The organism is Massilia sp. AB1, assembly GCF_018119385.1.
Lineage (GTDB): Bacteria > Pseudomonadota > Gammaproteobacteria > Burkholderiales > Burkholderiaceae_D > Telluria.
Genome location: NZ_JAGKSG010000003.1, coordinates 83,539 through 96,638 on the forward strand (window position 1 = coordinate 83,539; position 13,100 = coordinate 96,638).

The following is a 13,100-nucleotide window of genomic DNA, read 5'->3' on the forward strand; positions in this document are numbered from 1 at the left end:
GCTCAGGGCGCTTTTCCAGCGCGGCGCCGCGCCGCCAATGCAATCAACACCGCGCTGACGGCTCCGACGCCTGCACACACCTGATGCAGCAAGCCGAGCGGAATCAGTCCAAGAAGCCCGTTTCCGGCTGCCAGCGGCCACCACGGATTCATGTCGGAATGCATCACGGCGTCCAGCAAGACATGGGAATAGGTGCCGATGAATGCGCCGGCAAACGCCGCGCGCCATGTCAACGGGGAATGGGGGATCGACAAGCCGCGCAATACCCTCTCGCTGACAGGGCGTCCCGTCAGTGCGGCTACCAAACCGATCAGCAAGGCGCCCGCCAGGGTATGCGTGTAGCCATGCAGTACAGGCCGGTTCTGTATCAAGCCGATCAGCGGCTCGATATCCATCAGGACTTGTGCTCCGCCGAACACCATGAAGCTGAAATGACGGCCGCCGATGGCTTTGCACAACGCTCCCGGGCCGAGGTGAAATGGAGTGAATGGCATGTGCAAATATGCGTTATTTACCGGATGTTGTGGATGACATAGTAGCGTCAGCCTTGCGAATGCCGGGCAAACAGGCGCACCGCCTCGTCGACCGTCGGAACGATCGCCAGCAAGCCAAGCAGCGCCGCCAGCGGCACGGTCGACAGGTAGCCCAGGTGCTTGAAGCCGAGCGCTCCCGCCATGCCGCCAGCCAGGAAGGCGACCAGCAAGGATGCCAGCAGCGCCAGCCGCCGCCGGTTGGCCAGCACCTTCGGCTGCACGGCGCCGCGGTCGGCGTTCCAGTACAGCAGCTTGCCGAGCTCGATGCCGATGTCGGTCACGGTGCCGGTCATGTGGGTGGTGCGGATCTCGGCGCGCGAAACCTTGGTGATGACCGCATTCTGCAGCCCCAGCATGAAGCACAGCAGCATCACCGTCAGCGGAATCGCCACGGCGCCGGCGATGGCAAGGCGCGCACCCAGCACGCCGAATGCCAGCAGCAGCACCGCTTCGGCCAGCAGCGGCAGCGCGTACTCGCAACGCAGTCCGCGGCGCCGCACGTAGTTGATCATGACCGCGGTGCAGGCCGCCCCCAGCAGGAAGCTGAGCACGGCGCCCAGTCCGGCCATTGCCAACATCACCTCGCCCAGCACCAGGTGATCGGCCACGCCGGACACGATGCCCGTTACATGCGAGGTGTACTGGCCGACGGCAAGAAAGCCGCCGGCGTTGATCGCGCCCGCGACGAACGCGAGCGCCACGCCCAGGTGGTGGTTGGCGGATGGGGTGCGGTCGTGCCCCGCGAGGCTGCGCGCATACTGGATCGGCATGGCGGAAAAACTCCAGGAATTTCTGCGTTCATGTTACCGCACATCTATACGAGTGAGGTCCAGGCCGCATGTGGCCCGGCGTTTCAGCACGGCGTTCATCGAAAGATAACTTCAATGCACCAAGTGGACCAGCCGTGAATCCCTAACCCCAGCATCCATCCCGCTCGACACGCTGCGCCATCTGCTCGCAGGCGTAACCCGAATAAAACTTGTTGTCAATCGCTTTGCATAAGTGTCGCTTTCAAACTCGTCATTCCAAAACGGCCAACAATGTTGTTGACGATGCCACATGTATGCACATAGGATCGGTTAGCGCTGAGCCCGGCATGCTTACCAGGCGTGCAATGACCGGCGCGATATTCAGTTGCCTTTTCATCCATACAAAATTGGGGACATACATGAATCGTCACACTACCGCGCTGCCGATGAGCGCCCTCGCAATGCTGTGCTCGGTTGCCGCGCTCAGCCTGGCTTCCAGTACTGCGAGCGCCGCACCGCAAACCCGCTATATCGTCGGCTTCAAAGCAGGCGCGGACAATAATGTCAGTGCCGCGGTCGTTCGCGCACGGGGTAACGTCAAGCGCAAGATCCACGGGATGAACGCGATGTCGGTCGAAGTCGCCGCGGACCAGGTCGAAGCACTGCGCGCCGACAAGAACGTTTCGTATGTCGAGGCCGATCCGCCACGCTATCTGCCGTCGATGGAAATGAAAGCCGGCTATGAGAGCTCGACCGAACTCAGCGCTGCGGCGAACCCGGCGTCCGGAAAGAGCTATTACCTGGGGCAGGTCATCCCCTACGGCATCACGATGACGCAGGCGGACCAGTTGCCGAATGGCGGAGCCAAGGCCGGCAACCGCAAGATCTGCATTATCGACTCGGGCTACGACCGCAGCCATGAGGACCTGAACAACAATGGCGTGGTCACCGGCGAATACGATTCCGGCACCGGCTGGTGGCACACCGACGAGAACGGTCATGGCACCCACGTCGCCGGCACCATTGCCGCGGTCAACAACAACGGCGTCGGCGTGGTGGGCGTCATCCCCAATCGCCAGCTGAAACTGCATATCGTCAAAGTCTTCGGCGCCGACGGCTGGGCCTATTCGTCCGAGCTGGCCGACGCCGCCAACCGCTGCGCCGACGCTGGTGCGAACATCATCAGCATGTCGCTGAGCGGCCCGGAACCGAGCGATACCGAGCAGGCGGTGTTCGACGCGCTTGCGGCCAAGGGCATCCTGTCGTTTGCCGCGTCCAGCAATGCCGGCACCACCGCACCGCGCTGGCCTGCAGGCTACCAGAGCGTCGTCTCTGTCGGTGCGCTCGACAGCAGCAAGAACTGGGCAACGTTCTCGAACTACAATCCGAAGGTCGAACTGTCGGCGCCCGGCGTGCGCGTTCTCTCGACCGTGCCAATGGGCACCGCGCTGGTATCCTCGCTGACTGTGGGCGCAAGCACATATGAAGTAGGTTCGGTCACCGGCTCGCCACGCGGGGCGGCGAATGCGCCATTGGCCGACTTCGGCTTCGGCGGCGCGGTCAATCCTGCGATGGCGGGCAAGATCTGCCTGATTTCGCGCGGTGCGGGCCTGGCTTTCGGCGTCAAGGTTGCGAATTGCCAGGCCAGCGGCGGCGTGGGAGCCATCCTGTACAACAACGTGGCAGGCAGCCTGAGCCCAACCCTGGGCGATACCGTCACGACGATCCCTTCGGTCGCGGCATCGCAGGCGGAAGGCGCAGCGATGCTCGCACAGCTTGGCCAAATGGCGAACCTGTCGGTCAAGGTCGGCAATTACTCCTACTTCAATGGCACCTCGATGGCGACGCCGCACGCCGCAGCCGTGGCCGCCTTGGTCTGGAGCTACTTCCCGTATTGTAACGCTGCCCAGATCCGCAATACGCTCGTCAAGTCGGCGGAAGATCTCGGCACCGAAGGCCGCGACGACAAATATGGCTATGGCCTGGTCAGGGCGAAGGCGGCTTACGACCGCATTGCCACGATGGGCTGCAACAACTAAGCGTGACTTCGACAGGACTGCTACCCAACTAGACACTCGTCATCGACTGGTTCTAGCTGACGCAGCGCCGGCCTGGTCGGGTAACCGACCAGGCCGTTTTTCCGTTTGCCCCAGGCCGCAGACGCTTTCAGGAAGTGTCCAACCCCGGCTGTTCAACACGGTTATAATCAAAAGATTATTGCAAAGCACCAATTGGATAAAGCCGTGAATCCCCATCTCGACAAACTCCATCCCTACCCGTTCGAAAAACTGCGCCAGCTGTTTGCCGGCGTTACCCCGAACCCGGCGTATGCGCCGATCAGCCTCGGCATCGGCGAACCGAAGCATCCGACGCCGGCCTTCATCGAAAAAGCCCTGATGCATGCGATGTCGGGTCTGTCGAGCTACCCGAGCACCCACGGCGGCGAGCCGCTGCGCACGGCGATCGCCGGCTGGCTGGAACGCCGCTACGGCGTGCCGGCCCTGGACCCGGCGACCATGGTGCTGCCGGTGAACGGTTCGCGTGAAGCGCTGTTCGCCATCGCCCAGTGCATGATCGACGGCAGCAAGCCGAACGCGTTGGTGATGTGCCCGAACCCCTTCTACCAGATCTACGAAGGCGCGGCCTACCTGGCCGGCGCCGAGCCCTGGTTCGTCAACTCGGAACCGGCGCGCAACTTCGCCTGCGACTACGCCAGCGTGCCGGACGAGGTCTGGCCGCGCGTGCAGCTGCTCTACGTGTGCTCGCCGGGCAATCCGACCGGCGCCACGCTTACGCTGGACGACTGGCGCCAGCTGTTCGAGCTCGCCGACCGCTGGAACTTCCTGATCGCGGCGGACGAGTGCTATTCCGAGATCTACTGCGGCTCGACGCCGCCGCTGGGCGCGCTGGAAGCGGCCCACCAGCTCGGCCGCAGCGAGGGCGAGCGTCCCTACGCCAACCTGATCGTCTTCTCGAGCCTGTCGAAGCGTTCCAACGTGCCGGGCATGCGCTCGGGCTTCGTGGCGGGCGACCCGCAAGCGATGAAGAAGTTCCTGCTCTACCGCACCTACTGCGGCGGCGCGATGTCGCCGCCGGTGCAGGCGGCTTCGATCGCGGCCTGGAACGACGAGCACCACGTGCAGGACAACCGCACGCTGTACAAGGAAAAGTTCCAGCTCATCACACCGCTGCTCAAGGAAGTGATGGACGTCGAGCTGCCCGACGCCGGCTTCTACCTGTGGGCCGATGTGCGCCGAAGCGGTTTGTCGGACACCGAGTTCGCACGCCGTCTGTACGCCGACTATAATGTCACGGTCCTGCCGGGCAGCTATCTCGCGCGCGAAGCGCACGGCGCCAACCCGGGCCGCAACCGTATCCGCATGGCCCTCGTGGCCGGCGTCGACGAAGGGCTGGAAGCCGCGAACCGCATCGTCCAGTTCTGCAAGAGCCTTTCCTGAATCCCCCCTCCTCCAAAACAGACCAGCATCATGACTCAACAACTCCAGAACATCATCGAGACCGCGTGGGAACAGCGCGCGGAGATCAGCCCGTCGAACGCCAGCGCCGAAGTGCGCGACGCCGTCGCCCACGTCCTCGCCGGCCTCGACAACGGCAGCCTGCGCGTGGCGCAGAAGGACACCGGCAGCTGGGTCGTCAACCAGTGGATCAAGAAAGCCGTGCTGCTGTCCTTCCGCCTCGAAAACAACGTGCAGGTCCCGGCGGGCGGAGGCATGCAGTTCTACGACAAGGTCCCGACCAAGTTCGCCGACTACACCGCCGAAGACTTCGCCAAGGGCGGCTTCCGCGTGGTGCCGCCGGCCGTCGCCCGCCGCGGCAGCTTCATCGGCAAGAACGTCGTGCTGATGCCGTCCTACGTCAACATCGGCGCCTACGTCGACGAAGGCGCGATGGTCGACACCTGGGCCACCGTCGGCTCCTGCGCCCAGATCGGCAAGAACGTGCACCTGTCGGGCGGCGTGGGCATCGGCGGCGTGCTGGAGCCGATGCAGGCCAACCCGACCATCATCGAAGACAACTGCTTCATCGGCGCGCGCTCGGAAATCGTCGAAGGCGTGATCGTGGAAGAGAACTCGGTGATCTCGATGGGCGTGTACATCGGCCAGTCGACCAAGATCTACAACCGCGAAACCGGCGAAGTCACCTACGGCCGCGTGCCCTCGGGTTCGGTCGTGGTCTCGGGCAGCCTGCCGTCCGCCGACGGCAAGTACAGCCTGTACTGCGCCGTGATCGTCAAGCGCGTCGACGCGCAGACCCGCGCCAAGACCGGCATCAACGAGCTGCTGCGCGGCGACTGATTCCGCGGCATTGCATCGGATGGTTGAACGCGTGGACGGACAAGCCGTCCACCCTACCTGATGCGCCGTAGGGTGGACGGGTCCCCCGTCCACGCGTTCAACCGGCTTTAAAACACCATAACGCTGGAGACGATGCCATGGCCATGGAACGCCTGTTCCAATTGATGAAGGAGAAGAACGCGTCCGACATGTTCTTCGCGGTGAATTCGCCGGTCCACATCAAGATCAACGGAAACCTCATCCCGATCAACCAGCATCGTCTCGAACCCGAGAACATCCACTCTCTCCTGTCCGAGATCGCCTCTCCCGAGCAGATGGCCGAACTCGAACGCGAGAACGAATTGAACATGGGCGTGTCGGTGCCCAACCTGGGCCGCTTCCGCCTGTCGGCCTTCCGCCAGCGCGGCTCGATCTCGGCCGTGTTCCGCTTCGTGCCTGCCAACATCCCGCCGCTGGGCGAACTGGGCCTGCCGCCCGTGCTGTCCGAGCTGATCATGGAAAAGCGCGGCCTGCTGCTGGTGGTCGGCGCCACCGGCTCCGGCAAGTCGACCACGATCGCCTCCATGCTGGACCACCGCAACGAACAGCGCACCGGCCACATCCTCACGCTCGAAGACCCGATCGAATACCTGTTCAAGAACAAGAAATCGATCGTCAACCAGCGCGAGATCGGCAGCGACGCCACCAGTTTTTATACTGCGCTGAAGAACTCGATGCGCCAGGCGCCGGACTGCATCCTGATCGGCGAGATCCGCGACCGCGAGACGATGGCGGCCGCCCTCGCCTACGCTCAATCTGGGCACCTGGTGCTGGCCACCCTGCACGCCAACAACAGCTACAACGCGCTAAACCGTATCATCAGCTTCTATCCGATCGAGAACCGCCCTGCTCTCCTGCAGGACCTGGCGTCGAGCGTCAAGGCCATCGTCTCGCAGCGCCTGGTCAAGTCGGCCGCCGGCGGTCAGCGCCAGGCGGCGGTCGAAGTCATGCTCAATACCCGCTACATCGGCGACCTGATCGAGAAAGGCGAGATCAGCCAGATCAAGGAAGCGATGGACAAGAGCCTGTCGCCGGGCTCGCAGTCCTTCGAGACCGCCCTGTTCCGCCTGGTGCGCGAAGGGCTGGTGACGCAGGACGAGGCGCTGGCGAATGCGGATTCGGCGACCAATCTGCTCTGGCTGCTCAACAATGGGCCGGAGAGCCAGGCGCAGCAGGATGAGCAGAACAAGCCTGCGGAGACGCAGGAGGCGTCGTTTACGGAATTTACGCTGAACTCCTGAGCTCCTCGACCGAATGGCAGTCTGCGCACCCTCCGCTTGAGGATGCGCAGCCCCCTGTTTTGACGGCTGGCAACTGCCGTCACATTAAGCTCGACAACAATTGCGACTCACCGTCATCAACGGAGGGTCGTCATGGCTGTCAACAACCGAGTTCCGCCCCACCTCAGGACGCCCGGGGCTTTTTCCTGCTCCCGCAAGCACCTGCAGATTCCGGCTATTATGTTTATGGCAATCTCCTCGGGCGGCCTGCGCGAGGCGCGTACCAATATGCTCATCCGATCATGATGACCGCCATTCTGCGCGTCGCCTTGCAGTGGCAGGCACGTGACAAACGGCGCTTCGGAATTGGTGACATCAGTCTCGCAAATGGTGTTTGGACGCCGGACCATGAATCGCATCGCAGCGGTCTTGAAGTGGACATCCGGCCCTTGCGCAAGGACGGACTCGAACAACCGGTCCGCTGGTGGGAATCGCAATACGACAAGGAAGGTACGGCACAGCTGATCGATCTGTTCAGAACATTCGCGCCGGTCGTTACTGTGTTTTTCAACGACCCGGACATCGTGTTTGCAAGGAGAGCCGTTCGTCACGACGACCACTTCCACCTGAAACTGCGAGGCTGACTCATGCTGAAGCTATGTACCGCTACTTTGCTGTCCGCGGGACTGATTGGTGCGAGCGCACTTTCGCCGGCGCTTGCGGCTGAACCAATTCATGGATGGAAATCGATTCCTGGAGCAATTTATCTGATTCACGGGGGCTCGCTGGCAGATCGTCAGCCTGCCACGGTTCGCGACCGTAAGCTATCTATTGTGGTGGATGGCCCCCCAGCAAAAGAAATGTTCGATGCTATCGGTCCCGACTTGCCAGAGAGCTGCTCTGGTGAGAAAGGTGATCGCGTTCGAGACAAAAAAGGGGTTTATTGTTCGTATAGTGTCCGGGACAAGGCTAGCAAAGAAGGACCTTATCGCTGCTGGATCGGTATCGATCTGCGGACGGGCGACAGTGTTGGCACGGTGAGCTGCTAGTTCTGAATAAACACCTCAACAGGTGTCATTTCATCCAGTTCACGCTGTCGTCTTCGATGAAACAGACCGCCGGCTGGGCAAGGAACTTGGGTTCCGGCCGTCGCCGGAACGACATGCAGGGAGACCGGACTGACGAATGCGGTGGCTGCCTGCTACGTTTGGACGTCGTTCCGACGCGGGCTGGAATCCAAGTTCGCCCGCACACCCGCCCCCTCCACCGTACCGCCTCCCAAAACCATCCCTGTGTACAATCTCCCAATGCGGAGCTTGTGCTATCCTCCCGCGTTTCCAAAATTCAATCATCCTGCGCGCCCGCGCGGACGCAACGATTTACGCTCATGAAAACCACCCTCTACGGCATTCCCAACTGCGACACCGTCAAGAAAGCCCGCACCTGGCTGGCCGACAACGGCCACGACTTCAGCTTCCACGACTTCAAGAAGCAGGGCTTGAGCCGTGAACTGGTGAACGGCTGGCTGGAACAGCTCGATTGGGAAACCCTGGTCAACCGCAAGGGCATGACCTGGCGTAACCTGAGCGACGAGCGCAAGGCCCAGATCGTCGACAAGGCCAGCGCTCTTGAATTGATGCTGGAGAACCCGTCCGTGATCAAGCGCCCGGTCCTGGAAGGCGCCGGCCCGCTGAACGTCGGCTTCTCCGCCGACCAGTACCGCGCCATCTTCGGGAACGCATGATGAAAGCCTCGCGCACCCTGCTCCTCACCGAAGAGCTGATCGCCCTCGATTCGATCACCCCGCACGACAAGGGCTGCCAGCAGCGCCTGATCGAGCTGCTGGCGCCGCTGGGCTTCCGCTGCGAGACCATCGAATCGAACGGCGTGACCAACCTGTGGGCCCGCAAGGGCACCGAATCGCCCGTCTTCGTGTTCGCCGGCCACACCGACGTGGTCCCCGCCGGCCCGCTCGACCAGTGGCATTCGCAGCCTTTCGCACCGACCCGCCGCGACGGCAAGCTCTACGGCCGCGGCGCCTCGGACATGAAGACTTCGATCGCCGCCATGGTCGTTGCCTGTGAAGAATTTGTTGTCGCGCACCCAGACCACAAGGGTTCGATCGCCTTCCTGATCACCAGCGACGAGGAAGGCCCGGCCGTGGACGGCACCGTGGTCGTCTGCGAGCGCCTGGAAGAGCGCGGCGAAACGCTCGACTATTGCCTAGTCGGCGAACCGACCTCCGCCCACGTGCTGGGCGACATGATCAAGAACGGCCGCCGCGGCTCGCTGTCCGGCCACCTGGTCATCAAGGGCGTGCAGGGCCACATCGCCTACCCGCACCTGGCGCGCAACCCGATCCACCAGGCCGCGCCGGCGCTGGCGGAACTGGCCGCCGAAGTCTGGGACGAAGGCAACGAATACTACGCCCCCACCAGCTGGCAGATCTCGAATATCCAGTCCGGCACCGGCGCCACCAACGTGATTCCGGGCCACATGACCCTGGACTTCAACTTCCGCTTCTCCACCGCCAGCACCGCCGACGGCCTGGAAGCGCGCGTGCACGCCATCCTCGACCGCCACGGCCTGGACTACGACCTGGAATGGACCCTGTCCGGCCAGCCTTTCCTGACCCCGAAAGGCACCCTGTCGGACACGCTGTGCGACGCGATCCGCGACGAACTGGGCGTGCAGACCGAATTGTCGACCACCGGCGGCACCTCGGACGGGCGCTTCATCGCCCGGATCTGCCCCCAGGTGATAGAATTCGGCCCACCGAACGCCAGCATTCACAAGATCGACGAGCACATCGAAATGCGCTACATCGATCCCCTGAAGAACATCTACCGCCGTACGCTGGAACGCCTGCTGGCTGCCTGAGCCCACCAACACGAGAACAAGGCCATGACTACGACCTCCTTCAGCACGCCGCGCGACCTGCTGCGCTATGCCGTCACCCGCTTCAACGGCGCCAAGCTGTTCTTCGGCCACGGCAGCGCCGAGGCCCTCGACGAAGCCGCCTACCTGATCCTGCACACCCTCAAGCTCCCGCTCGACAAGCTGGAGCCCTTCCTGGACGCCAAGCTGCTCCAGGAAGAAGTGCTGCAGGTGCTGTCCGTGATCGAGCGCCGCGTCACCGAGCGTGTGCCGGCCGCCTACATCACCAAGGAAGCCTGGCTGGGCAGCTATAACTTCTACGTCGACGAGCGCGTGCTGGTGCCGCGCTCCTTCATCGCCGAACTGATTCCGCAGCAGTTCAGCCCCTGGATCGTCGATCCGGACGGCGTCGAGAACGTGCTGGAACTGTGCACGGGCAGCGGCTGCCTGGCGATCATGATGGCCGACGCCTTCCCGAATTCGGTCGTGGACGCGGTCGACATCTCGAAGGATGCGCTGGCCGTGGCCGAGCACAACATCCGCGAGTACAAGCTGGAAGGCCGCGTCAACCCGATCGAATCGGACCTGTACGAGAACGTGCCCTTCAAGAAGTACGACGTCATCGTCACCAACCCGCCCTACGTGAATTCGGACTCGATGCGCAAGCTGCCGCCGGAATACCTGCGCGAGCCGCAGATCGCGCTGGCGGGCGGCGAAGACGGCATGGACCTGGTGCGCAAGATCGTCTCCGGCGCGGCAGAGCGCCTGACCCCGGAAGGATTCCTGATCGTCGAAATCGGCAACGAGCGCGAATACGCCGAAGCCGCCTTCGGCGACCTGGGCCTGACCTGGCTGACCACCAGCACCGGCGACGACGCCGTGTTCCTCCTGACCGCCGAACAGCTGCAGAACGCACAGTAATCATCTCCTCCGCGCGCCGTCCCGCGGCGCGCGTCCACCGCTTCTTCGCTCACTGCTTCCTCCCGTACCGTCATGATCCGATTCCAGAATGTCAGCCTGATGCGCGGCACCAAGCCGCTGCTCGAGGACGCCGACCTGACCCTCAACCCCGGCGACAAGATCGGCTTGATCGGCGCCAACGGCGCCGGCAAATCGAGCCTGTTCGCCATGCTGCGCGGCGAGCTGCATCCGGACCAGGGCGCGATCGACTTCCCGGCCAAGTGGCGCATGGCCTACGTGGCCCAGGAGACCCCGGCGCTCGACCGCCCGGCGCTGGAATACGCGATCGACGGCGACGTCAACCTGCGCCGTTTGCAGGCCGAACTCGAAGAGCTGGAGGCCCATCCGGACCTCGACACCCACGGCATGCGCCTGGGCGAGATCCACGGCGCGCTGGCCGACGCCGACGCCTACACGGTGCAGTCGCGCGCCGAGCAGCTGCTGATCGGCCTGGGCTTCTCGCTGGAGCAGATGCAGCAGCCGGTGGCCAGCTTCTCGGGCGGCTGGCGCATGCGCCTGAACCTGGCGCAGGCCCTGATGTGCCCTTCCGACCTGCTGCTGCTGGACGAACCGACCAACCACCTGGACCTGGACGCCATCATCTGGCTCGAGGACTGGCTCAAGCGCTATCCCGGCACCCTGATCATCATCTCGCACGACCGCGATTTCCTCGACGAGATCGTGAACGTGATCGTGCACATCGACGAGCGCAAGCTGAAGCGCTATGGCGGCAACTATTCGAGCTTCGAGCGCCAGCGCGCCGCCCACCTGGTGCTGGCCGCCGCCGCCTACGAGAAGCAGCAGCGCACCCGCGCGCACCTGCAATCCTTCGTGGACCGCTTCAAGGCCAAGGCCACCAAGGCGCGCCAGGCCCAGAGCCGCATGAAGGCGCTGGCCAAGATGGAAGAACTGGCCCCGCTGCGCGCCGCCGCGGAGTTCTCCTTCGAATTCCGCGAGCCGCTGTCGGCCCCCAATCCGCTGCTGGTGATGGAAGACGTGGACGCCGGCTATCCCATCCTCGACGCCCACGGCGACCGGGTGGACGGCAAGACCATCGTGCACCGCGTGAACTTCTCGCTGCAGATCGGCCAGCGCATCGGCCTGCTGGGCGTGAACGGCGCCGGTAAATCCACCCTGGTGAAGACCATCGCCGGCGAGCTGGCGCCCCTGAACGGCACCGCCACGCTCGGCAAGGGCCTGTCGATCGGCTACTTCGCCCAGCACCAGGTGGAAATGCTGCGCCACGACGAATCGCCCCTGTGGCACCTGATGAAGATCGCGCCGAATGTGCGCGAGCAGGAGCTGCGCAACTTCCTGGGCAGCTTCAACTTCCCGGGCGACATGGTGACCAGCAAGATCGCGCCCTTCTCGGGCGGCGAAAAGGCGCGCCTGGCGCTGGCCCTGATCGTGTGGCAGCGCCCCAACCTGCTGCTGCTGGACGAACCGACCAACCACCTGGATCTGGAAACCCGCGAGGCGCTGACCATGGCGCTGGCGCAGTTCGAGGGCACCCTGGTGCTGGTCTCCCACGACCGCCACCTGCTGCGCGCCACCACCGAAGAGTTCATCATCGTCGCCGACGGCAAGCTGCAGCCCTTTGACGGCGACCTGGACGACTACAAGGAATGGCTGTTCCAGACCAAGCTGGGAAAAGGTACCGACACCTTGCCGGCGCCGAGCCAGGCCAAAGCCGCTGCGGCCGCATCGGCGCCTGCCGCCGCGCCGGCCGACCGCAAGGAGCAGAAGCGCCTCGAAGCCGGGGAGCGCCAGCGCCTGGCCGCCCTGCGCAAGCCGATCGAGAACCGCATCAAGCGGCTGGAAGAACAGATGGCGAAGCTGAATGCGAAGAAGGCGGAAATCGACGCCCAGCTGCTCGATCCGGTGATTTACGAGGCGGAGAACAAGGACAAGCTCAAGACCCTGGTGGCGGACCAGGCGTTTGCGACGCGCGACCTGGAGCAGCTGGAGATGGAATGGCTGGAGCTGCAGGAACAGCTTGAAGGATTGGCAGCCTAAACACACCGTCGTTCCGGCCGAGGGGGACGCCGAGTCCCGGAACGACGTGGTGAGGAGACCGATTAAACTTTACTTGCTTGGGCACTCCTCAACCAATCCCTCCCACGCGCATCCATCGCCGCCGCGATCACCTCCGGCGGCAAGCTATACACCGTCGCCCAAGTCGCCCTTCCATCCACCGCATTCGACGGAAAACTGGTCGTCTCGATCGGCCAGTTGTACTTGCGCTTGAGCGCCCTGACGATCGCCGCCAGGGTCACGCGCCCGCGCAGCGGCTCGGCGCCCGCCTGGTCGGCATTGGACAGCAGCACCGCCAGCACGGCGCCGCGCGCGGTTCGGGGACCGGGAAAGATGGGAGACTTTTTGGGCATGCCGACATTCTAGCCGCTG

The 13,100-nt window shown here is 63.7% G+C and carries 13 protein-coding genes; 10 read left to right on the forward strand and 3 right to left on the reverse strand.

Going from position 1 to position 13,100, the window contains the following annotated elements; all coding sequences use genetic code 11:
* Positions 1 to 2: 2 nt before the first annotated feature.
* Positions 3 to 494: a metal-dependent hydrolase gene (locus tag J8847_RS02890; protein WP_211523178.1), complete on the reverse strand. Its 492-nt coding sequence runs from the start codon at positions 492 to 494 to the stop codon at positions 3 to 5.
* 47 nt (positions 495 to 541) lie between these two features.
* A complete protein-coding gene (locus J8847_RS02895) occupies positions 542 to 1,303 on the reverse strand; it encodes a YoaK family protein (RefSeq protein ID WP_211523179.1) in 762 nt (253 codons plus the stop codon).
* 344 nt (positions 1,304 to 1,647) lie between these two features.
* On the opposite strand from J8847_RS02895, the gene J8847_RS02900 reads away from it, so the two are divergent.
* The 10 genes from J8847_RS02900 to J8847_RS02945 all read left to right on the forward strand — a co-directional run bounded on the left by J8847_RS02900 (position 1,648) and on the right by J8847_RS02945 (position 12,710).
* Entirely contained in the window at positions 1,648 to 3,321 is a 1,674-nt protein-coding gene (locus tag J8847_RS02900; RefSeq protein ID WP_229512466.1) for a S8 family serine peptidase, read from the forward strand.
* 204 nt (positions 3,322 to 3,525) lie between these two features.
* A complete protein-coding gene (dapC, locus tag J8847_RS02905) occupies positions 3,526 to 4,740 on the forward strand; it encodes a succinyldiaminopimelate transaminase (RefSeq protein ID WP_211523180.1) in 1,215 nt (404 codons plus the stop codon).
* Between the two features lie 30 nt (positions 4,741 to 4,770).
* Positions 4,771 to 5,598: a 2,3,4,5-tetrahydropyridine-2,6-dicarboxylate N-succinyltransferase gene (dapD, locus tag J8847_RS02910; RefSeq protein ID WP_211523181.1), complete on the forward strand. Its 828-nt coding sequence runs from the start codon at positions 4,771 to 4,773 to the stop codon at positions 5,596 to 5,598.
* A 137-nt stretch (positions 5,599 to 5,735) separates the two neighbouring features.
* Positions 5,736 to 6,878, forward strand: coding sequence for a PilT/PilU family type 4a pilus ATPase (locus J8847_RS02915; protein ID WP_211523182.1), 1,143 nt, complete (start codon positions 5,736 to 5,738; stop codon positions 6,876 to 6,878).
* Positions 6,879 to 6,937: 59 nt separating this feature from the next.
* Entirely contained in the window at positions 6,938 to 7,501 is a 564-nt protein-coding gene (locus J8847_RS24310) for a penicillin-insensitive murein endopeptidase (protein WP_267875416.1), read from the forward strand.
* A gap of 3 nt (positions 7,502 to 7,504) precedes the next feature.
* Entirely contained in the window at positions 7,505 to 7,906 is a 402-nt protein-coding gene (locus J8847_RS02925; protein ID WP_229429568.1) for a hypothetical protein, read from the forward strand.
* A gap of 338 nt (positions 7,907 to 8,244) precedes the next feature.
* The gene (locus tag J8847_RS02930; RefSeq protein ID WP_211523184.1) at positions 8,245 to 8,601 is read left to right on the forward strand and encodes an ArsC family reductase; all 357 of its coding nucleotides are present in this window, start codon (positions 8,245 to 8,247) and stop codon (positions 8,599 to 8,601) included.
* Complete coding sequence (dapE, locus tag J8847_RS02935) at positions 8,601 to 9,737, forward strand: succinyl-diaminopimelate desuccinylase (protein WP_211523312.1); 1,137 nt, start codon at positions 8,601 to 8,603, stop codon at positions 9,735 to 9,737. Before J8847_RS02930 ends, dapE begins: the two co-directional genes overlap by 1 nt.
* 24 nt (positions 9,738 to 9,761) lie before the next feature.
* A complete protein-coding gene (gene prmB, locus J8847_RS02940; RefSeq protein ID WP_211523185.1) occupies positions 9,762 to 10,655 on the forward strand; it encodes a 50S ribosomal protein L3 N(5)-glutamine methyltransferase in 894 nt (297 codons plus the stop codon).
* A 72-nt stretch (positions 10,656 to 10,727) separates the two neighbouring features.
* On the forward strand, positions 10,728 to 12,710 hold the full coding sequence (locus J8847_RS02945) for an ATP-binding cassette domain-containing protein (RefSeq protein WP_211523186.1): 1,983 nt from the start codon (positions 10,728 to 10,730) through the stop codon (positions 12,708 to 12,710).
* 62 nt (positions 12,711 to 12,772) lie between these two features.
* Here J8847_RS02945 and J8847_RS02950 read toward each other — a convergent pair whose 3' ends face one another.
* Positions 12,773 to 13,081, reverse strand: coding sequence for a hypothetical protein (locus J8847_RS02950; protein WP_211523187.1), 309 nt, complete (start codon positions 13,079 to 13,081; stop codon positions 12,773 to 12,775).
* Positions 13,082 to 13,100: the final 19 nt, after the last annotated feature.